Consider the following 20,710-nt stretch of genomic DNA (forward strand, 5'->3'; position numbering starts at 1 on the left):
TGGAGGTGAAGAGGTCAAATCAAGATACACAGCCCCTTTGTTTTAGGGTGGATACCCCATCGAGTGCGGCTTTTCCACCCCTCAAACAGTCTGCTCGGCGTATTACGCTTGATTTTTCAACTCTCTCTTTATCAGCAATGGTAACATTAGGCAAGTTCAGAGAGGATTGAAATTTGTGCAGTCGGCTCAACGGATGCTCAATAAAACTAAAATAAAAGTATAATAGGTGGAAACTTGCTTGCGGGATGGTCAGGCAAACGGATGAATTCAGAAATTGCCGCCTTGAAACTTGAACCAGACAAAATAAACCCATACAAATCATTCTCCAAAGGAGTTCACAACAAGAAATATGGCAAAGGATAAAAAAGTTCGCGTAGCAATTGTCGGGGTAGGAAATTGTGCTTCTTCGCTTGTGCAGGGAGTGCATTATTATCGAAATGCTTCCGAAGCAGACCGGATTCCGGGATTGATGCATGTCAACCTTGGCGGATACCATATTCGGGATATCGAGTTCACGGCGGCTTTTGATGTGGTGGATACCAAGGTTGGAAAAGATCTTTCCGAGGCGATATTTGCCTATCCCAACAACACATATAAATTCACCGAGGTGCCCCACCTCAATGTACCGGTTTACCGCGGAATGACCCACGACGGATTGGGAAAATACCTTAGCCAGATTGTCAAAAAAGCTCCGGGGCCAACGGCGGATATTGTGGGCATTTTGCGCGAAACCCAAACCGATGTGGTGGTAAGCTACCTGCCGGTTGGTTCTGAAATGGCTACCAAATGGTATGTGGAACAGGTGCTGGAAGCCGGCTGTGGTTTTGTCAATGCTATTCCGGTGTTCATCGCCAGTTCAGAATATTGGGCAGAGCGCTTCCGCCAGAAGAAACTGCCCATCATTGGGGATGACATCAAGAGTCAGGTTGGTGCGACCATTTTACATCGGGTGCTCACCAGTTTGTTCGTAGATCGGGGCGTAAGGCTCGACCGCACCTATCAGTTGAACTTTGGCGGCAATACTGATTTTCTCAACATGCTGGAACGGGAGCGTTTAGAGTCCAAAAAGATTTCGAAGACCGGAGCGGTGACCTCAATGCTGCCCTACACCTTGCCGGAGGATAATATTCACGTTGGACCTAGCGATTATGTACCCTGGCTGACCGACCGCAAGTGGTGTTACATCCGCATGGAAGGCACCACATTTGGTGAGGTGCCTTTGAATCTGGAAGCGAAATTGGAGGTTTGGGACTCTCCCAACTCGGCGGGTGTGGTGATTGACGCCATCCGTTGTGTCAAACTGGCACTTGACCGCGGTATTGGCGGACCGTTGTACGCGCCGTCCTCTTATTTCATGAAGACACCGCCCAAGCAGTTCCGCGATTCCGTGGCGCTGGAGATGACCGAAGCATTTATTCGTGGTGAGGCTGAGTAAAAACCGGTTTGTTCTTTTGGGTATCAGCTGGGTGATTGTGATTCATCTGGCGGCGTGCATGAGCGTTGCCGAGCTGCCGCCAGATGTTCGATTAACTCCCTCCAATGCTCAAAAAACGGAATGGATACCCACACCAACACCGTTTGTTCCATTACCCTCACCGACGGCGCTGGCCCAAACCGACACACCTGCGCTAACCCCTGTATCTACTGAGACCCCCATACCGCTTGGAATATTTTCACCGCGTCTGAATAAGGGGATTATTCCCGTACCTTATTTGCAGGATACCTGCCGCTATCTTGCCGACCGTTGGAATCCGCAGAATGCGAAGCCGGGGACGATTGTGGTACCGATCATGTATCATGGCATCCGAAAAGAGGGCGGATCAATCAATGATAACATCACCGTCTCGGAAAAGTACTTCAAAGAAACGATGCAGCATGCGGTTGATTTGGGCTTCCAAACCATCACCATGGAGCAGTTGGCCGCGTTCTTGCAACATAATGCTTATATCCCGCCCCGCTCATTGCTGTTGATCATAGACGACCGCCGGTTGGGGACCGTTCGCAATCATTTTTTGCCGGTTTTACAGCAAAATAACTGGACAATGGTGATGGCATATATTACAGGTGTCGCCGATCAAAGAGAATGGCGTGAAATTAAATCCGTGCTGGAAACCGGCAGGGTGGAGATTCAAGCGCATGGTTTCCTGCATAACGGTTCAACCTATTTTACTGAAAACACTCCGGCTGAGATTATCCACAATGAAATTTACGCACCGATTACAACGTTCGAAGAGAACTTGGGTTATCGTCCGATTGCGTTTATCTGGCCGGGCGGGAATTTTACCCCTCAAACGGTCGTTGAAGTACGCAAAGCCGGTTATCAACTGGGGTTTACCGCATACGCGCGGGGGCCAATCCTGTTCAACTGGATTCCACAGGGAGAACCGGAGCGCTCAGCAGGTGATCCACTGCTGCTTTTACCCCGTTACTGGAGTACGGCGGCTTATATGAATTTGGATCAGGCAGTTGAATTGGGTCAACAGGCAGCCGATTATGCACGTCAAAATCAACAAACCGAAATGGAGTGGTACAACCGTTACTGCGGGGCAAATTATCCTCCCCTGTCTTCTTTAGCCATACCAGCAGAACAGCCATGAATGATTGTATCTTTTGTCGAATTATAGCCGGTGAAGCGCCTGCCACAATTCTGTATGCCGATGAACAGGTTACGGCATTTTATGACATTCATCCGATCACGCCGGTGCATATTCTGGTGGTGCCGAACCGACATATTGAATCGGTGAATGAAGTTGAAGAAGAAGATGCAAAATTGCTGGGGCACCTTGTCGTAGTTGCAAGACATCTGGCCATTGCCAACGGGTTGGAGCGGCGTGGTTACCGGCTGGTAATCAACACCGGACCCGATGCCGGACAATCGGTTTTCCACCTTCATCTCCATCTGATTGGGGGACGAAGTATGCCGTTTCGATTTCAATGAGGGGGTAAAGGGACATGTTTCACATCAAGCAGCGGAGAAAATGGCAGATGCTGGTGGGGTTTATGGCAATTTTGTTGCTGAGATGTGTACAACCAGCACCCCAATCGGATTTTTGGAGGCCGGTTGATGGCGGGAATGGGCTGCCTTCATCAAATATTCCACCGAGGGGTTCACCAACACCCTCTTTCGGATTTACGCTGCCACCAACCCGGGTTCCCGGCTCTCCCATTTTTACCCCAACCCCGGATCCGCCCAGGCTCTTGCCTACGCTGCGCTCCGAGCAGGAGGAATATGTGCTTCAACCGGGCGATACTCTTGGAAAAGTAGCGCAGATGTTTAATGTGGATATCCAGACTCTGGTTGAGGCCAATCAAATTGCCAATCCTAATCTGGTACCGGCCGGTTTGAAAGTGATCATTCCTGCACCCTCTCCACAACCTCCCGGCCCCTCTTTTAAGGTGATTCCCGACTCGGAACTGGTGTTCGGCCCGGCAGCCATTCCATTCGATGTGTTTGCTTTTGTACGCCAACAGGGAGGTTACCTTTTCTCCTACCGGGAAACCCTGGATGACCAGCCTTTTACGGGTGCGGAGGTGGTGATTCGTGTGGCGCGGGAATACTCCGTCAACCCGCGTTTGCTGCTGGCTGTTTTAGAGTACCAGTCCGGGTGGGTAACCCAGGCGCAGCCACCAGCGAATACACTGGATTTTCCTCTGCGGTTTTACGATCCAAACCGGCGCGGGCTTTACCGTCAACTTTCGTGGGCTGCCAATCAGCTTAACCGCGGTTACTACCTCTGGAAAGTCAACGCAATCTCTCACTGGCAGCTGGCCGATGGCGGGGTTGTACCTGCTGACCCCACCATCAACGCTGCTACCGCGGGGGTTCAAAATCTGATGGGTTTGTTGTATGCTCGCAGCGAATGGGACCTGGCGGTTGGTCAGGATGGCGTATTTGCCGTTTATAACCGCTTTTTCGGCTATCCGTTTGACTTTGCCATTGAGCCTCTCCTACCCCCGGATTTACAACAGCCGCTCATGCAATTACCTTTTGAGGAAGGGGTGGTCTGGTCGTTTACCGGCGGGCCGCATGGCGGCTGGGGGGATGGTTCTGCGTGGGCTGCGCTGGATTTTGCTCCGCCGGACAGCGGGTGGGGATGCGGGATCAGCAATCAGTGGGTGACAGCCGTGGCCGATGGGCTGGTGGTGCGCTCGGAAATCGGCGTAGTGGTTTTGGACCTGGATGGGGATGGTTTTGAGCAGACCGGCTGGACAGTTTTGTACCTTCACCTTGCCACGGCTGACCGGGCAAGTGTTGGAATGCGCCTGAAGGCGGGCGATCGGGTTGGACATCCCTCCTGTGATGGGGGAGTTTCCAACGGTACCCATGTTCACATCGCGCGAAAATTCAACGGTGAATGGATTCCGGCAGATGGTGCCATTCCGTTCGTGCTGGATGGCTGGGTTTCGGTGGGTGATGGTGTAGAATATAATGGAATGCTGGTTCGAAATGGAGCCGTTGTTGAAGCGTGGGATCGCTTACTTCCAGAAAATCAAATTTCCCGCTAGGCGATTTCAAATTTGCCTGGTACTCGGAGTTTGGCTGCTATCAATCCTTGCCTGTTCGCAAGGCTATGTTTCGGATTATGATTTGACTGCAACGGCTTTGTTCCCGGCTGGTGGAGCGGGAGGCGGCTCCGGCGAACTGGAAACGACGGCTTTGCCAACTTCAGCTCCCATCGGAGATAAAGGCCATGATCCGGTAGCGGTCAGCACACCAAACGAAATCCGGTTCACTCCATCCCAGCCCATTTTCACCCCGCTACCAACCCGCAGCACACCCCTACCCCCGATTTTGTACTACACACAGGCAGGGGATACTTTGCCGGCGGTCGCGGTTCGATTTGGGGTATTGCCGGAAGAAATTACTTATCCTGAACCCGTTCCGCAAACCGGCCTGATTAACGCCGGTAAACTGCTCATCATCCCCAATCGCCTCGAGCAAACCGGCCCAGGCGAATTGCTGCTGCCCGATAGCGAAATCGTTTTTTCACCATCCGCGCTGGATTTTGACCTGAATGCGACCATCCGTCAAGCAGGAGGTTACCTCAGTACCTATCGGGAGTACCTGGCGGATGGATGGAAGAGCGGGGGCGAGGTCATTTATAAAGTGGCAATAGAAAACTCAATCAATCCACGTTTGCTTTTGGCATTGGTGGAATATCAGGCGCATTGGGTTTACGGGCAGCCGACCAATCTGGCTGAAGTGGATTATCCGCTGGGTGTGATCAACTCTGAAAAGAAAGGCCTATACAAACAACTCAGTTGGGCGGTTCAGCAGCTTTCGATCGGATATTACGGGTGGCGCAACGGGATATTAACCGAAGTGCAATTTTCCGATGGCAGCCGGGTGCGTCTGGCGCCGGGTTTGAATGCCGGGTCGGTGGCCTTGCAGTATCTCTTCTCGCGGTTGTATCCCCAAATTCTCTGGAATGGGGTGTTGGGGGGCGAAGAAAGCTTTGTAAAACTCTATGAGGAGATGTATGGCAACCCGTGGATGCGGGCGCAGTCGGTTGAACCTTTGCTGCCAGTCAATCTCACTCAACCGGAATTGATACTCCCATTTCTGCCTGGACGGGTGTGGAGCTTTACCGGTGGCCCGCATTCGGCATGGGGGCCGGACGGCGCCCGAGCCGCTCTGGATTTTGCTCCTGCCAGTGTAGAGACCGGTTGTAATATTTCTGATGATTGGGCAACGGCGGTTGCCAGTGGTTTGGTGGTACGTACAGATACAGGCGTTGTCGTTTTGGATTTGGATGGGGATGGATACGAACAAACCGGTTGGGCGATTTTATATTTGCATGTTGCCAGTAAAAACCGGGTTAGGGTGGGAACATGGGTGCAGCAGGGAGACCTCATTGGACACCCCTCTTGTGAAGGCGGTACTTCGACCGGTACCCATGTTCACATTGCCCGCAAGTATAATGGGGAATGGGTTTTGGCGGATGGCCCGTTGCCTTTTGTTTTAGATGGCTGGCGTGCGGTGGCCGGTAAAAACCCTTATGAGGGCAGTCTGGTAAAAGATGGTCGAGTGATCAATGCCTGCACCTGCGGATCGTTCGAAACGCGTATCAGTCGCCTGAACAGTGGAAATTGAGTCTTTGTTGAAACGCAAGAGTTTATTTTTACTGGTAATAATGTTGATCATTTCAGCCTGTTTGCCGCAGGTGGAGGTCCATGATTCTATGGAAGATTTCTCTTCCAACCCGCTTCCGGCTACCCCCGGTGATCAGGGATTACCGACTCCCTTGCCAACTCGTGAGCCTTACGCCCCCGGCACGCTGGTGGATTATACTGCTCAAACCGGGGATACGCTGCCGGCGCTTGCCGCTCATTTCAACACGACTGTGCGGGAGATTTTGGAGGCCAATCCGTTTATACCGCCGGATGCTACAACCATGCCGCCAGGCATGCCCATGAAAATCCCGATTTACTATCGTCCCTTGTGGGGCAGTCCTTTCCAGATTCTGCCCGATTCGTTGTTTGTCAACGGCCCGGCTCAAATCGGTTTTGATGCGATTTCATTCGTCAATCAACAGCCCGGCTGGTTCAAAGATTATTCATTCTATCTTGGAGGGCGAGATCGGCGCGGGGGGGAAATTATCCAGTACATTGCAACGGAGTACAGCATCAGTCCCCGATTATTGCTGGCGATGATAGAGTATCAAACCGGGGCTTTAACTCAGCCTCAAGCGGCTGTGGATATTGAACTTTACCCGCTGGGGTATATGAATCAATTCAGCAAAGGTTTGGCTCGGCAGTTGCTATGGGCTGCTAATACGCTGAATAACGGTTATTATGGCTGGCGTACTGGCCGATTGGATACGATTCGTCATAAAGACGGCCGGCTGGAAAACCCCGATCCCTGGCAAAATGCTGCCAGTGTAGCGTTACATTACTACTACGCCCAAATTTTGCCTCAAGAGGCTTATGAATATGCGATCAGTGGAGAAGGCTTACTGCGGGTTTACACGGATTTGTTTGGCGATCCGTGGGCAGGGATCGAACCGCACATCCCCGGCAGTCTCCTCCAGCCCGAAATGAGTTTTCCGTTTCCGGCGGGTAAAGTATGGGCTTTTACTGGCGGTCCGCATACCGGTTGGGGAGAAGGTGAACCCCTGGCAGCTCTCGATTTTGCCCCGCCCAGCGTGGTCGGCGCCTGCCTGCCCAGCGAACAGCCAGCAGTTGCGGTTGCCGATGGGGTGATTGCACGGCGAGGTGATGCGCTGGTGGTGCTGGATCTGGATGGGGATGGCGATGAGCGCACCGGTTGGACGGTGTTCTATCTGCATCTGGCGAATGATTCACTACCGCCGGTCGGTAAGCGGCTTAGCAAAGGGGAACCAATTGGACTGCCATCCTGTGAGGGCGGAAAAGCCACAGGCACCCATGTTCACATCGCCCGTAAGTACAACGGCGAGTGGATCCCCGCTGGAGGGGCACTCCCATTCAATTTGGAAGGGTGGATCGCCGCCAATGGTGAGCAACCCTATCAGGGCACATTGAGCCGGGCCGGGCGAACGGTGCGTGCCTGCGAGTGTTCCGACCGCTCCAGTCAGGTACAATCACAGCCCTGAAAGGAAAATGCCCACTGTGATATGCGGCGCAGTGGGCGTGATTGAAACATGCCTGCTGGTCAGGCTTCTTTAATGACGATTTTATTCTCGATGGTCACATTGTTTCGAATGGTGGCAATCGAGGGACAGTATTTTTCTTCCGAAAGCTGAACCGCCCGCTCGACCGCCGCCGGGTCAATGTTCTTGCCGGTCACCACATATTCGATCAACATGTGGGTGATTTTCTTGGGGTGTTCGGTGGCGCGAGTAGCATGAACCAACACTTCAAATGCGGTGACTTCCTGCCGTTTTTTCTTCAGAATGGAAATCACATCCATGCCGGTACAACCAGCCACCCCAATAGCGATGAGTTCCACCGGTCGGAAACCGGATTCGTTCCCGCCGACTTCTTTGAAGGTATCCATGACCAGCGAGAAGCCTGAATCGGCGCTGCCAACAAAGGTCAAATCACCTTTCCAAACGGCTTTGGCTTCCATGCGAGGTTTCCTCCTCTTTTCAGGCTAATGCTTCGCGGATTTTCTGTACCAGATGACTTTCGGGTACTGCGCCGACGACTTCTCCCTTGCCGCTGTTAATCACTGTGTGGGGTACGCCGGAAACGTTGAACTGGTCAGCCAGACTGTTGAATTCCATGGCTTCGATCATTTCAGCCTCGACCATTGGGCTTTCCAGCGCCATTTGATGCGCCAGTACCACTGCCCGCGGGCAATAGGGGCAGGAAGGAGTGACGAAAACCTGCAACAGAACTTTCTGGTTCAGGTTATTCAAGAATTCGCGGGTTTCCGGTGAAAGCCCCGAATCGCGTTTGGAAACGATCAAAATATCGTTGATCAGCGAGGTGAATTCATGCCCGGCGGGGATACCCGCGTAACGAATACCAAAATCGTCCAGGTTATCACCCGATTTACCCAGAATCACAAAGCCGGGGGCTTTATCCACGTTGTACTGCCTGGCCAGCACAGCGTCCTTATTCAGGTCAAACACCTGCAGGGTCAGTTTGTCGGAAAGGGAAGTTACCTCCTCAAGTAACTGACGGGTATCTTCACAATATTCACAGGGTTCACTCTGGCTACCAAAAAAGATGATTTCAACCGGATGTACCATGCCGGTTAAAACATCCCGCACCTGATTGCGAATTTCATCGTCTAACAAATTACTCATTTTATCCTCCAAAAATTTTCCATCCTCACGGGATGTCTGTTTCTATTTTATCAGGTAAAGCAGCCGCCTTCACCAAATCCGCACACTGGACAGACAAGGTTGAGTAAACCGTCATAATCCATAATCCCCACTCCGCAAGCCGGGCAGGGTTTGCCGGGCTGTGCCCGGCGAAGGCTGTGGTTCTGGCTCGGTAAATCAGGTTGGAGCGTAAAAGAAAAGGTTTGGCGCTTTTTGCGGTCAAACTTTTGCCGGGCTGGTAGTTCTTTATCGCCCATCCTGAATGACGGTTCCTTGATCCGGTTATTTAGATGCGTTCCCCGCAATAAAGATACATCAACCCGGGTCGCGATTCAGGAACTCTTCAAGATGTAAGCGGTGAAATAAACGATGACGGATTTCCTGCGGCAGCCCCTCATCACCTGGTTGATGCTGGTACAAATCAATCGTCTTTCGCAAGGTGTTGATTACAATCCGGCAGTTTTCGCATTCGGTGAGGTGTTGTTCGATTTGGCGGCACAATTCCGGGTTCAATTCGCCATCCACGAAATCGGAGATGGAAGAAAGTAACTGCTGACAATCCAGATGATCGCTCATTTTTGCTCCCATTCTTTGAGCCGCTCGGCAAAATAAAGGGATAGCTGCTGGCGCAGAAACAAGCGGGCACGCAGCAGACGTGTTTTGACGTTGGTTTCGGTCAGCCCCAACAACTCGGCGGTTTCTTTGATGGATAATCCTTCCAGATCGCGAAGGACGAAAACACCCCGCAGGGTTGCCGGTAGTTGTTGGATGGCTTGATTCAGAAAGCGACGGGATTCTTCCGAAAGCAACTCGTCTTCCGGTAAACAACACCAATCTGCAAGAATTAAGTCGTTTGATGAGGTTCCCTCGTCGGAATCCTCTTCTTCGGCGGGGGGATCGAGGGAAACATCGGGCTTTTGTTTGCGCAGGAGCATCAATGATTCGTTCACTGCAATCCGGTACAGCCATGTGGAAAGACTGGATCGGCCTTCAAATTCGGGCAGGGCGCGCATGGCTTTGAGAAAAGTTTCTTGCAAGACATCCTCAGCGTCCTGAGGGTTGTTGGTGAACTTGAGGGCAAGTCTATAGATTTTATCGGAGTAAAGATCAACCATGCGCGCCAGCTCATGCCGGTCGCCCTTCTTCAGGGCTTCCAGCGAAAGGGATGTTTCAGGGATGCTCTCGTTGTTCATACGTTTAGATGTCCTTTTTGAGCAGAAAGTTGCGTTGAATCACGAGAGCGTCCAATTGGGTAAAACATCCAGGTTGAGAGGGTGGCGTTCACCAGCGATGTAATGAAAATAACCGGCAGCGGCGATCATCGCGGCGTTATCGGTACAAAGAGAGAGCGGGGGGATATGCACCGGAAATTCGCGCTGAGATAAAAAGGCATTTCTTAAAGCTTCGTTGGCGGAAACACCGCCGGCAACCAGAATCGCCTTGGCCTGATACACCTTGGCGGCGTGAAAGGTCTTTTGGACGAGGATCTCCACCACCGCAACCTGAAAACTGGCAGCCAAATCGGCGATGGGGAGATTGCGCCCTCGGCTTTCTAAATCGCGAACGGTTCTCAATACAGCGGTTTTCAAGCCGCTGAAAGAAAAGTTCCAGGTGCCCTCCAGACGAGCGCGTGGAAAGGTGAAAGCCTGCGGATTGCCATCCTGAGCCGCTTTTTGAATGGATGGCCCGCCCGGATAAGGCAGTCCTAACAGACGGGCAACTTTATCGAAAGCCTCGCCAGCAGCATCATCCAGGGTGCCGCCCAGGCGCTGATATTCGAGATGCTGATGAATCAAAATCAATTCAGTGTGACCGCCGGAGACCAGTAACGCCAGGAGAGGGAATTCCGGCGGCTGGGGCGGGCTGGGGGCATCTGCCGGGTACAACCAGGCCGAGTAGATATGCCCCTCCAGATGATTGACACCGATCAACGGCAGGTTTTGGGCAATGGCCAGTCCCTTCGCCAGGTTGACGCCGATCACCAGTGAGCCAGCCAGACCGGGACCGCGCGTAACGGCGATAGCATCAATATCGGAAAGTCCCAGATGCGCCCGTTGGAGAGCTTCGTCCACAATGGCATAGATGGTTTGGATATGCTGGCGGGATGCAACTTCAGGAAATACGCCGCCGTATTGTGCGTGGATATCCACCTGACTGGCGACTACGCTGGAAAGTAAAGCCCGGCCGTTTTCTACAACCGCTGCGGCGGTTTCATCGCAGGAAGTCTCAATACCCAGTACTCTGGCTGGCGCTAAATCAGCAGAAAATCGGCTCATCATATCTGATTTATACCACAGGTTTAATGACGCATCGGTAAAACAAAATCATACGGAAAGTCTGAAAATCTCTCAAAAACGCCATCTTCGCGGGCAAAATGGGTGTCTTCAATCCGGAATCCCATCTCGCGCGAGGGATAGTACAGGCCGGGTTCGATGGTGACCACTACTCCCGGCACCAGCATATCCTGCGATCCCGCAATGGCGCCGCTGAACGGCATTTCGTGAATATGCAGTCCAAGTCCATGCCCAATGCTGTGAATGTAACCTTCCTGAGCCTGCGGGTCAGACTGGATGGTGGGATGACCCAGCTTTTCCAATAACTGGCAGGTGCGCTGCTGGTAGTGGGAGAACGGCGTATTGAGGGTTAATTCCGAAACGATCGCGTCGTACACGGTTTTGACTTGCTGGTAAAGTTCAAGGGCTTCATCGCTAGCGTAGCCCAGTGACCAGGTGCGAGTGAAATCGTAGTAAAAGCCGCCGCCTGCTTCACATGGGAAGATGTCGAAAACAATGGTCTTACCCAGCCGCACAAAATCGGCCGGATTGCCGCTGCTGTGAGGAACACCGGCATCTCGACCGATGGCAAAAATGGTACCTTCGGGATTTTCTGCCCCCAATTCACTAAGCCACAGGTTAATGCGGCTTTTCACATCACCAATAGTCAGAGGTTTGTCATCCGGCTTTACCAGCACTTCATTTTCAACGCGGTGGTGGGTCAGAAAGTCAGCTGTGCGGGCGACAACTTCGGTGGTGATTTTTGCCATGCGGCGGATGCGTTCGATTTCCTCCGGGTCTTTGGTCATCATCGCCGGCATTAAAATCGGGTCGCGGGTAAAACCAACCCATTCCACCTCCGGTAATAGTTGACTGAGTTCTTTGAGAATGCCAAAGATTGGACCAATTTCAACCTGTCCATAAAGGGCAACCCGGCCGCGGTTCAAACCCATGTCCGTCAGCATCTGGCGGTAACGCAGGGCAAGGGCGCGGGTATAGTTCTGATCGGCCTGATCCAGTAGCGGTTTGAGGGGATAATCCGTGTAAAGGCGCACAGTCAAGCCGCTTTTGGCTGCTTCATCACGCTCCATTGGGCCGCAGAACAATACGGCAGGCTTTTGCTGGGGCTTGATCAGGTCAGCGCTGGTCACATGCCCGCCACCGGTCAGATACACCATTGCCGGATTGTGGATGGCACTGCCGGTGACCAGCAGGGCGTCTATCTGATTTTCTTGCATGAGGGCATCAATCTGATTTTTCATTTCGTGTCCTTGAGATGTTAATGAGGAGGTTCTTAAGTGTGACTGGCCAATAGACCCTGTAACTTCGTGAGCAATTCCTCGTCCTGTTGAGGGAAAACGGTGCGGGGGTCAAACACGACGCGGTCATTTTCAATCCGGGCGATAATTGCCGGCGACCCTTCTCTCAGCCGAGCGAGAAAACCATCTGCCTTTGGAACGGAGAGAGCCAGCAGCCAGGTGGGCAGGGTTTCTTCGGGTAAAGAACCACCGCCTACCGTCGAAAGACCGCTGATCACCTCGCCGAATCCCAATCGGTTTTGCCAATTCAGTGCCCGCTGGCGGATTTCTTCCCGGCTTACGGCGATCATCTGCCAGACCGGAATTTCGGTCAGGGCCTCGTCTTTGAGGTAATGGAGCAGCGTTGCTGCCAGCGCTGCAAGGCATAATTTATCCGCGCGCACAGCGCGGGCGAGCGGATGTTTTTTGATTTTGGAAAGCAAGTCGGCTTTGCCGACCAGAATACCTGCCTGCGGTCCGCCGAGCAGTTTATCACCCGAAAAACAGACCAGATCGCAGCCGGCTTGGAGGGATTCTTGAACCGTTGGTTCATGTTCCAATCCAAACGGTGCGGTATCGAGCAAAGCCCCCGATCCCAGGTCGTCAATGACGATTGTCTGGTATTGACGGGCGAGGGCAGTTATGTCCGTCAGCTCCGGCTCGCTGGCAAAGCCAATCAGGCGGAAGTTGGAATGATGGGCATGGAGTATCAAGGCGCCGGGGTGGTTTTGGAGGGCGTTTTCATAATCGGACAGATGTACCCGATTGGTTGTACCGATTTCAATCAACTTTGCGCCGGATTGCTTCATCACCTCTGGCACACGAAAACCGCCGCCAATTTCCACCAGTTGAGTGCGAGAAATGATAACCGGTTTTCGGCGTGCCAGTGCGGAAAGCGCCAGTAAAACCGCTGCAGCGTTGTTGTTAACCACCAGGGCGTCTTCTGCTCCGATCAGACGGGTCAGAATTTGTTGGGCATGAATCTCACGCTTGCCTCGTTTGCCGGTGGTTACATCAAATTCGAGGGTACTGTAACCGCTGGCGCAGGTTTGAATGGATTGCAGAGCGGAAGGGCTGAGGGGGGCGCGTCCCAGATTGGTGTGAAGGATCACGCCGGTGGCGTTAATCACCGGCTGGAGGGTTAATTGCGTCCAACGGGTGAGGTGGTCTTCCACCAATCTGAACAGAGGCTCTTCACTGGCGGATGATGCGGGAAGGTTTGCGCCCTGGCGGATTTGCTCCAGCGCGGCACGGATGGCGCTCAGGGTCAGGGTCCTGCCATATTGCCGAATCCAATTTTCGGCTTGCGGCGTTTGTAAAAGCCGGTCAACGGAGGGCAGTCGGCGCAGATCATTCATTTTCACCGGCAACAAATCGGCTGCGTTCGGCAAGGCGGATGGCAAATTCAATGGCTGCCAGGCCGGCTGCCAGGGCGAATCCCAATGGGAGGGTCAGGAAACGCCCCATTTGAAACCAGGCCAGCAAATCGAAATACAAACCAACCCAAATTGCCTGCCGTACAATGATGCCGGGCGTGACCGGCGTTGGACTGGGAAACCGCCAGTGGAGAAAATAAACTACCGGCAGTGCCAGGCCGCTGGCGGTGATGGTGGTCAAAAAAAAGAACAGCCAGCGCGGCCCAAGGGTTGGTAAAGTCAGATTGAAAAGCAGGAATAATCCTGCCAGACCCAATGCCGTTAAAATCAATGCTGAAGCGAGAAATGGGATGAATGGCGGAAGGTTTTGTTTTTCCACAAAGTTACCTCTCCAAAAAATTATATCCTATCCCTTTGAGAGCGAGGGAGGATTTTTGAAACAGGTTGCATGGAATGCGCCAGATGTAGAAGGTTCAGCCCGATGGTTGTAATTTTTACCAAATGTGGTAGAATTTGGGGTAACTGATTGACCGGGAACATCCCGGCGCTCATCCAGAGAGGTGGAGGGACCGGCCCGAAGAAGCCTCGGCAACCGCTGATCCAATCAGCAGGTGCCAACTCCGGCAGAATCCGCAGAATGCGATGATTCTGGAAGATGAGAGAGCGATCCATTGAATGATGTGCCTCTCGTCCAGAGAGGTTTTTTATATCTTGGAGGTCACACCCATGCAACGAATCTACACCAATCGCCGCTATCTGGATGCCCTTGAGCAGCGTGTGCTGGTCTTTGACGGGGCAATGGGCACCAGTTTACAAAAAATGAATCTGACCGCCAGGCATTTTGGCGGAGAAAAGACGATGGGATGTAATGATTTTCTGGTGATCACCTACCCACAGGCGGTTGAACAGGTACATCGTTCATTTTTAGAGGTAGGTGTGGACGTCATCGAAACCAATACTTTTCGCTCGAACCGGATTACGCTTGCCGAATACGGTCTTCAAGACCGGGTGATAGAAATCAACCGTGCCGCTGCGGCACTGGCGCGCCGGCTGGCGGATGAATACACCACTCCCGATCATCCGCGTTTTGTTGCCGGTTCTATCGGCCCTTCCGGTAAACTCCCTTCCATGGATGATCCGGAGCTATCCGATGTCACCTTTGAGGATTTAGCCGAGGTTTTTCGGGAACAGGCGCGCGGGTTGATTGAGGGTGGAGTGGATTTGTTGTTGATTGAAACTTCGCAGGACATTCTGGAAGTCAAGGCTGCCATTGAGGGCATTCAGCGCGCCTTTGTGGATACCGGCATTTACCTGCCTGTTCAGGCGCAGGTGACGCTGGATACCTCCGGACGGATGTTGTTGGGGACGGATATTTCTGCCGTGGAAGCCATTCTGGAGGGGTTGGCAATTGATGTGATTGGGATGAACTGCTCCACCGGCCCGGAACACATGCGTGAACCGATCCGGTTTTTGGGAGAGATCAGTCCGCTGCCGGTTTCCTGCATTCCGAATGCCGGCTTGCCGCTGAATGTGGACGGTCAGGCAGTCTATCCGCTTGAACCGAGACCGTTTGCTGAAGCCCTGGCAGAATTTGTCGAGAAACACCGGGTCAACGTGGTGGGTGGTTGCTGCGGCACCACACCGGAGCATTTGCGCCTTCTGGTTGAAAAAGTGGGGCACAAACCGCGTCCGCCGCGCCCGCAGTTGTTTATTCCGCGCCTTGCTTCTGCCATGCAGGCTCAGCCCATGCTGCAAGAGCCGCGTCCATTTTTGATTGGTGAGCGGTTGAATACCCAGGGTTCCCGCAAGTTCAAAAAGTTGATTCTGGAAGAACGCTATGACGATCTTCTGGAAATTGCGTACGAACAGGTCGAATCGGGGGCGCATGGGTTGGATGTGTGTGTGGCGCTGACCGAACGCGCTGACGAGGTCGAAACGATGCGCAAAGTCATTAAAAAGCTGGCGCCGGCCGTTCGTGTTCCGCTGGTGATTGACACCACCGAGCCGGATGTTCTGGAAGCCGCTTTGCAGACTGCGCCGGGGCGCTGCCTGATCAATTCCACCCACCTGGAAGGCGGTCGGGAAAAAGCCGACCGGGTGTTCCAGTTGGCGCGGAAATACAACGCGGCGGTCATTGCTTTGACAATTGATGAACAAGGTATGGCAAAGACCGCCGAACGCAAGCTGGAAGTAGCCCGGCGGATTTATCAGATTGCCGTTGAAGAACATGGTTTGCGCCCCGGCGATCTGGTGTTTGATGCGCTGACCTTTACACTGGCAACCGGAGATCCCGAATTTGCCGGATCGGCGATTGAAACCATCGAAGGCATCCGGCGGATTAAAGCCGAATTGCCGGGTGTGCTGACTTCGCTGGGGGTGAGTAATGTATCCTTTGGATTGGGTGCCCGAGCGCGTGCGGTTCTCAACAGCGTTATGCTCTATCATTGCGTGCAGGCCGGTCTGGATATGGCGATTGTCAACCCGGCTCACATCACGCCTTATGCTGAAATTGGCGAAGAGGAGCGCACGCTCGCTGAGGATTTGATTTTCAACCGCCGTGCCGATGCGTTGCAACGCTTCATCGCTCATATTGAGCAAAGCGGGGCTGAAAGTGAGGGAAAGACCTCCCAAACGCAGGCGGCATTACAGGCGATGACCGCCGAGCAACGCCTGCACTGGCGCATCTTGCATCGCCAGAAAGACGGGGTTGAAGCGGATATTGACGAAATCATCCAGCGCGGGATGCACGCCACCCGTCATCAAACCGCGGTTTACATCCTCAACGAAGTGTTGCTGCCGGCGATGAAGGAGGTTGGCGATAAATTCGGCAGCGGTGAGTTGATTCTGCCGTTCGTTTTGCAATCGGCTGAGGTGATGAAAAAGTCGGTAGCCTATCTGGAAAATTATTTAGAGAAGAAAGAGGGCGTCAGTAAGGGGTTGATGGTTCTGGCTACCGTCTATGGGGATGTGCATGACATCGGCAAGAATCTGGTCAAAACGATTCTGGTCAACAATGGCTATGAAGTCATTGATTTGGGCAAGCAGGTGCCAGCGGAAACGATCATTTCCAAGGCGGTGGAGGTCAATGCAACCGCCATTGGATTAAGCGCATTGCTGGTGAGCACCAGTAAACAAATGCCGCTCATTGTCAACGAACTGCACCGGCGCGGTCTTAACTTTCCGGTCTTAATCGGCGGGGCAGCCATCAACCGCCGCTTTGGCCGGCGGATTTTGATGACTGAAAGTGGGGAATTTTATCCAGCGGGAGTGTTTTATTGCAAGGATGCTTTTGAAGGATTGGCCACAATGGACTCGCTGGTGGATCCCGAAGGACGCCAGAAATTGCTGGATACCATCCGCCGTGAAGCAGAAATTGAACTGGGTCGGCAAGTCCAGTCCGAGCAGGAAGCAGCCGTAACACGCCGTTCTGCCGTTTCCCCGGCAACCCTCATCCCGCGGCCGCCTTCCTGGGGCGTTCGCGTTGTGCGGAGCATGCCGCTGGAAGCCGTGTTTGAATGCCTGTTCAAAAACGAGTTGTTCCGCCTTTCATGGGGAGCGAAGAATACCCACGGGGAAGCGTGGGAAGAATTGGAGCGCACTTATGAGGAACGGCTTGAAAAAATGAAACGGGAAGCCATCCGCACCGGTTGGCTGAAACCGAAAGGGGTTTATGGGTATTTCCCGGCTCAGGCGGAGGGCAACGATCTCATCGTGTATGAACCGGGCAGCGTTCAGCAGGGCAGCCCGGCTGAACTGGTGCGTTTTCAATTCCCGCGTCAATCAAACGGAGAGTTTTTGTGTCTTGCCGATTATTTTAGCCCTGTGGAAAGCGGACAAATGGATGTTGTGGCGTTTCAGGTCGTGACGGTTGGAGAAGAGGCTAGCCGACGTTTCGAGGAATTGCAGTCGAAGGGTGATTACAGCGAAGCTTATTTTGTGCACGGATTGGCCGTTCAAACTGCCGAAGCAGCCGCTGAATACCTGCACCGCCACATTCGCCGCGAATTGGGCCTGCCGGCGGGGCAGGGTAAGCGGTATTCATGGGGTTACCCTGCCATCCCGGAGCTGGCGGATCATCAAAAAGTGTTTGCACTTTTACCAGCCGAATCAGAGTTGGGTATGCGCCTGACTGAGGCTTATCAACTGGTGCCGGAACAATCTACGGCAGCGATTATCGTTCATCACCCACAGGCCAGGTACTTCAATGTGGGTGAAAGCCGGGTGGAACAGTTAATGCGGGCTTAGAGGTGGCCGATGAAAGATTCCAGGTTTTTAGATCTATTGCAAACCAGTCAACGTCCCCTGCTTTCGGATGGCGCGATGGGGACCCTGCTCAATCAACGCGGGATTTCTTTTGAGCGTTGCTTTGATGAACTTAACCTGACCGATCCAGCATTGGTAGCGTCCATTCATCGGGAATACATTGATGCCGGTTCACAAATCATCCAGACCAATACCTTTGGAGCGAACCGCTTCAAGCTTGCCCATCACGGTTTGGAGAATCAGGTTGCTGAAATCAATGCGGCTGCGGTAGAACTGGCGCGGCGGGTGGTGATGGCATCCTTCAAAGATGTGCTGATCGCCGGGGATGTCGGGCCGTTGGGGGTGCGCCTGGCTCCTTTTGGGAGGGTGCAGCCGGAACAGGCCCGTCAGGTGTTTGCCGAGCAGATTGCCGCTTTGATTGAAGCCGGCGTTGACCTGTTGATTATCGAAACCATGACAGATTTATATGAAGTCCGCGAAGCCATTGCAGCGGCACGGCAGATTAACCCGGATATCCCCGTCGTGGCTTCGATGACGTTCACCCGGGATGACCGGACCTTGTTGGGCGATGACCCGATCAAAGTAGCCCGCGGCATTCAGCAAGCCGGTGCCGATGTCATCGGAATCAACTGTTCGGGAGGCCCAAATCAAATCTTACGCATCCTCAAACAAATGCATCTTGCGTTACCGCAGGCACGCTTTTCGGTCATGCCAAACGCTGGCTGGCCCGAACAGGTTGGCGGACGAATCATGTACCCGGCTTCGCCGGAATACTTTGGCGAGTATGCACTGGCCTTCTGGCAGGCCGGAGCCAGCCTGATTGGAGGCTGCTGCGGCACCACGCCGGGGCACATATCGGTTATGCGTCAGGCGATTGAAACCCGCCCATTAGAAAAATTCAGTAACGGCTTTTCATTAGCGGTGGTAGAAAAGGAGGAAGTCAGTCAGGAAAGACAGGCACCCACCCTGATGGCTCAGAAGTTGATGGACGGCCGCTTTCTGATTGCAGTCGAAATGGATCCGCCGCGCGGTTTGACCACCCAAAAGTTGCTGGCTGGCTCCAGCTTGCTTGCTGAGGCAGGAGCCGATGTGATCAATGTGGCTGACAGCCCGATGGCGAGGATGCGGATGAGCCCCTGGGCGGTATGCCGGTTGATTCAGGAAAAAGTGGGTATCGAGACCGTGCTGCATTTTCCCACACGGGGACGTAACTTGCTGCGTGTGCAGGGAGATTTACTGGCCGCTCATGCTTTGGGAGTGCGGAATGTGTTTGTGGTGATGGGAGACCCGACGGCGATTGGGGATTATCCGGACGCAATGGATAATTACGATTTGGTGCCTTCCGGATTAATTAAATTGATCAAACAGGGATTTAATGCCGGGGTAGATCATGCCGGGGTGGATATTGGACAGCCGACTTCGTTCTTTGTCGGCTGTGCATTGAACCTGACCCCCTCCAATCCGGAGAGTGAGCTTAAGAATCTGCGTCGCAAATTGAACGCCGGAGCCGACTTTATTTTGACCCAGCCGATTTATGATCTCAAACCGGCGCTCCAATTCCTGGAGCGGATTAAGCTCGAAATTGAGGATTTCCATACACCGCTCCTGGTAGGTGTGCTACCGCTGGTTTCGGCGCGCCATGCTGCCTTTCTCCAGCATGAAGTTCCCGGTGTGAACATACCTCAGGAAATCCACGACCGCATGGTTTCGGCCGGCGAGCGGGCGGCTCAAACCGGCATTGAGATTGCCTTTGAACTGATTTCCCAGATGGTTGAATTTGCTCAGGGAATTTACCTGATGCCGGCTTTCAACCGGTTTGATTATGCAGCTGAGATCATTGAAAGAGTGCGTCAATTGGAACTGCCAGCAGAACAACAAAAATTTCCACCTGCATGATGCCTACAATTGAGACAAGATGTGTTAAACTTGGTGGATAAGATGTTCCTGCGGGGAGAGAATCTTGACTCGTATACTGGTACTTTCAGATATCCATGGTAATCTTGATGCGTTAGAAGCAGTCTTACGGGACGCGGGAAAGGTGGATGCTGTCTGGTGTTTGGGGGATGTGGTCGGCTACGGCCCGCAACCGAGAGAATGCCTGCAACGCATTGCCAATTTGCCCGGCTTGATTTGCGTGCAGGGAAATCACGATGCTGCCGTGACTGGAAAATTAGATTTGTATGCGTTTAATCGCGAGGCTATCCTGTCCATTCAATGGACGCGAGCACAATTATCCGAGAGGGATGTGGAATGGCTGGCAAGTTTACCTGAAAAGGTGGAATGGGAAGAAATCACCCTGGCGCACGGCAGCCCCCGCAATCCAATCTGGGAATATTTACTGGATTTGAATACGGTTCAAGTTAATTTTTCCTACTTCAACACCCGTTTTTGCCTGGTTGGTCATACCCACATTCCGGTGTTGTACACTTACTTCGACCGCAACGGTAATGGAAAGGAAGAGGGATATGTGGACTGGATGATACCTCCGTCCAATCACATTATCCAGCTGGTACCTCGTTCCATCGTCAATCCCGGTTCGGTTGGCCAACCCCGTGACCGAGATGTACGGGCGGCTTACGCAATCTACTTACCGGAGAGTCAACAATGGGAATTACGGCGGGTTGAATACGACATCCGCACCGTCCAGCAAAAAATTTTGGCGGCAGGCTTGCCATCCCGGCACGCTTCCCGTTTGGAAGAAGGCTGGTAGGGGGGAACTTATCTGTCTTCCCACTCGTCATAGGGCA

Annotated in this window: 18 protein-coding genes and 1 riboswitch; of the genes, 9 read left to right on the forward strand and 9 right to left on the reverse strand. The window is 53.1% G+C overall.

Annotation, left to right across the window (positions count from 1 at the left end; genetic code table 11):
- Positions 1 to 349: 349 nt before the first annotated feature.
- The 6 genes from AC812_RS14565 (at position 350) to AC812_RS14590 (ending at position 7,574) form a co-directional block, all read left to right on the forward strand.
- The gene (locus AC812_RS14565) at positions 350 to 1,435 is read left to right on the forward strand and encodes an inositol-3-phosphate synthase (RefSeq protein ID WP_061914973.1); all 1,086 of its coding nucleotides are present in this window, start codon (positions 350 to 352) and stop codon (positions 1,433 to 1,435) included.
- Between the two features lie 58 nt (positions 1,436 to 1,493).
- Positions 1,494 to 2,597: a polysaccharide deacetylase family protein gene (locus AC812_RS14570; RefSeq protein ID WP_145962532.1), complete on the forward strand. Its 1,104-nt coding sequence runs from the start codon at positions 1,494 to 1,496 to the stop codon at positions 2,595 to 2,597.
- Positions 2,594 to 2,938 carry a histidine triad nucleotide-binding protein gene (locus tag AC812_RS14575; RefSeq protein ID WP_061914979.1) on the forward strand — a complete coding sequence of 115 codons (345 nt, stop codon included), beginning with the start codon at positions 2,594 to 2,596 and terminating at the stop codon, positions 2,936 to 2,938. The genes AC812_RS14570 and AC812_RS14575 overlap by 4 nt, the downstream gene beginning before the upstream one ends.
- 260 nt (positions 2,939 to 3,198) lie before the next feature.
- Positions 3,199 to 4,506, forward strand: a complete 1,308-nt coding sequence (locus tag AC812_RS14580; RefSeq protein WP_169787320.1) for a LysM peptidoglycan-binding domain-containing M23 family metallopeptidase — start codon at positions 3,199 to 3,201, stop codon at positions 4,504 to 4,506.
- Positions 4,430 to 6,094 (forward strand): M23 family metallopeptidase, encoded by a 1,665-nt coding sequence (locus AC812_RS14585; protein ID WP_082149004.1) that lies wholly within the window; start codon positions 4,430 to 4,432, stop codon positions 6,092 to 6,094. Before AC812_RS14580 ends, AC812_RS14585 begins: the two co-directional genes overlap by 77 nt.
- A gap of 88 nt (positions 6,095 to 6,182) precedes the next feature.
- Positions 6,183 to 7,574, forward strand: a complete 1,392-nt coding sequence (locus AC812_RS14590) for a LysM peptidoglycan-binding domain-containing M23 family metallopeptidase (protein WP_169787321.1) — start codon at positions 6,183 to 6,185, stop codon at positions 7,572 to 7,574.
- Positions 7,575 to 7,633: 59 nt separating this feature from the next.
- On the opposite strand, the gene AC812_RS14595 is transcribed toward AC812_RS14590, so the two are convergent.
- From AC812_RS14595 to AC812_RS14635, 9 genes are read right to left on the reverse strand one after another with little or no spacing between them, the layout of a single operon-like run.
- Positions 7,634 to 8,050, reverse strand: a complete 417-nt coding sequence (locus AC812_RS14595) for an OsmC family protein (protein ID WP_061914990.1) — start codon at positions 8,048 to 8,050, stop codon at positions 7,634 to 7,636.
- Between the two features lie 19 nt (positions 8,051 to 8,069).
- Positions 8,070 to 8,735: a protein disulfide oxidoreductase gene (gene pdo / locus AC812_RS14600; protein WP_061914993.1), complete on the reverse strand. Its 666-nt coding sequence runs from the start codon at positions 8,733 to 8,735 to the stop codon at positions 8,070 to 8,072.
- 50 nt (positions 8,736 to 8,785) lie between these two features.
- Entirely contained in the window at positions 8,786 to 9,010 is a 225-nt protein-coding gene (locus tag AC812_RS14605; protein ID WP_062158956.1) for a hypothetical protein, read from the reverse strand.
- A gap of 58 nt (positions 9,011 to 9,068) precedes the next feature.
- The gene (locus AC812_RS14610; protein ID WP_061914999.1) at positions 9,069 to 9,329 is read right to left on the reverse strand and encodes an anti-sigma factor family protein; all 261 of its coding nucleotides are present in this window, start codon (positions 9,327 to 9,329) and stop codon (positions 9,069 to 9,071) included.
- Entirely contained in the window at positions 9,326 to 9,946 is a 621-nt protein-coding gene (locus AC812_RS14615; protein WP_061915003.1) for an RNA polymerase sigma factor, read from the reverse strand. The genes AC812_RS14610 and AC812_RS14615 overlap by 4 nt, the downstream gene beginning before the upstream one ends.
- Positions 9,947 to 9,985: 39 nt before the next feature.
- On the reverse strand, positions 9,986 to 11,029 hold the full coding sequence (tsaD, locus tag AC812_RS14620) for a tRNA (adenosine(37)-N6)-threonylcarbamoyltransferase complex transferase subunit TsaD (protein WP_061915236.1): 1,044 nt from the start codon (positions 11,027 to 11,029) through the stop codon (positions 9,986 to 9,988).
- Between the two features lie 23 nt (positions 11,030 to 11,052).
- A complete protein-coding gene (locus AC812_RS14625; protein ID WP_061915005.1) occupies positions 11,053 to 12,288 on the reverse strand; it encodes a M24 family metallopeptidase in 1,236 nt (411 codons plus the stop codon).
- Between the two features lie 32 nt (positions 12,289 to 12,320).
- Positions 12,321 to 13,682: an L-seryl-tRNA(Sec) selenium transferase gene (selA, locus tag AC812_RS14630; protein WP_061915008.1), complete on the reverse strand. Its 1,362-nt coding sequence runs from the start codon at positions 13,680 to 13,682 to the stop codon at positions 12,321 to 12,323.
- On the reverse strand, positions 13,675 to 14,079 hold the full coding sequence (locus AC812_RS14635; RefSeq protein WP_061915009.1) for a hypothetical protein: 405 nt from the start codon (positions 14,077 to 14,079) through the stop codon (positions 13,675 to 13,677). The genes selA and AC812_RS14635 overlap by 8 nt, the downstream gene beginning before the upstream one ends.
- Before the next feature lie 166 nt (positions 14,080 to 14,245).
- Positions 14,246 to 14,362, forward strand: a riboswitch (SAM riboswitch).
- Positions 14,363 to 14,426: 64 nt separating this feature from the next.
- Here AC812_RS14635 and metH point away from each other — a divergent pair.
- From metH to AC812_RS14650, 3 genes are all read left to right on the forward strand, one after another.
- Positions 14,427 to 17,945, forward strand: coding sequence for a methionine synthase (gene metH / locus AC812_RS14640; RefSeq protein ID WP_061915013.1), 3,519 nt, complete (start codon positions 14,427 to 14,429; stop codon positions 17,943 to 17,945).
- A gap of 9 nt (positions 17,946 to 17,954) precedes the next feature.
- Positions 17,955 to 19,859 carry a bifunctional homocysteine S-methyltransferase/methylenetetrahydrofolate reductase gene (locus AC812_RS14645; RefSeq protein ID WP_061915016.1) on the forward strand — a complete coding sequence of 635 codons (1,905 nt, stop codon included), beginning with the start codon at positions 17,955 to 17,957 and terminating at the stop codon, positions 19,857 to 19,859.
- Positions 19,860 to 19,923: 64 nt separating this feature from the next.
- Positions 19,924 to 20,673: a metallophosphoesterase family protein gene (locus AC812_RS14650; protein ID WP_061915021.1), complete on the forward strand. Its 750-nt coding sequence runs from the start codon at positions 19,924 to 19,926 to the stop codon at positions 20,671 to 20,673.
- The last annotated feature ends 37 nt before the right edge of the window (positions 20,674 to 20,710 follow it).

It is taken from the genome of Bellilinea caldifistulae, assembly GCF_001306055.1.
Taxonomy (GTDB): Bacteria; Chloroflexota; Anaerolineae; order Anaerolineales; family Anaerolineaceae; genus Bellilinea; species Bellilinea caldifistulae.

Bases quoted from the DNA above. Each gene is read 5' to 3' on its own strand.
- AC812_RS14565 (WP_061914973.1), top strand. From the start codon at position 350: ATGGCAAAGGATAAAAAAGTTCGCGTAGCAATTGTCGGGGTAGGAAAT.
- AC812_RS14570 (WP_145962532.1), top strand. From the start codon at position 1,494: ATGAGCGTTGCCGAGCTGCCGCCAGATGTTCGATTAACTCCCTCCAAT.
- AC812_RS14575 (WP_061914979.1), top strand. From the start codon at position 2,594: ATGAATGATTGTATCTTTTGTCGAATTATAGCCGGTGAAGCGCCTGCC.
- AC812_RS14585 (WP_082149004.1), top strand. From the start codon at position 4,430: ATGGAATGCTGGTTCGAAATGGAGCCGTTGTTGAAGCGTGGGATCGCT.
- AC812_RS14590 (WP_169787321.1), top strand. From the start codon at position 6,183: ATGGAAGATTTCTCTTCCAACCCGCTTCCGGCTACCCCCGGTGATCAG.
- AC812_RS14595 (WP_061914990.1), bottom strand. From the start codon at position 8,050: ATGGAAGCCAAAGCCGTTTGGAAAGGTGATTTGACCTTTGTTGGCAGC.
- pdo (WP_061914993.1), bottom strand. From the start codon at position 8,735: ATGAGTAATTTGTTAGACGATGAAATTCGCAATCAGGTGCGGGATGTT.
- AC812_RS14605 (WP_062158956.1), bottom strand. From the start codon at position 9,010: ATGGGCGATAAAGAACTACCAGCCCGGCAAAAGTTTGACCGCAAAAAG.
- AC812_RS14610 (WP_061914999.1), bottom strand. From the start codon at position 9,329: ATGAGCGATCATCTGGATTGTCAGCAGTTACTTTCTTCCATCTCCGAT.
- AC812_RS14615 (WP_061915003.1), bottom strand. From the start codon at position 9,946: ATGAACAACGAGAGCATCCCTGAAACATCCCTTTCGCTGGAAGCCCTG.
- tsaD (WP_061915236.1), bottom strand. From the start codon at position 11,029: ATGAGCCGATTTTCTGCTGATTTAGCGCCAGCCAGAGTACTGGGTATT.
- AC812_RS14625 (WP_061915005.1), bottom strand. From the start codon at position 12,288: ATGAAAAATCAGATTGATGCCCTCATGCAAGAAAATCAGATAGACGCC.
- selA (WP_061915008.1), bottom strand. From the start codon at position 13,682: ATGAATGATCTGCGCCGACTGCCCTCCGTTGACCGGCTTTTACAAACG.
- metH (WP_061915013.1), top strand. From the start codon at position 14,427: ATGCAACGAATCTACACCAATCGCCGCTATCTGGATGCCCTTGAGCAG.
- AC812_RS14645 (WP_061915016.1), top strand. From the start codon at position 17,955: ATGAAAGATTCCAGGTTTTTAGATCTATTGCAAACCAGTCAACGTCCC.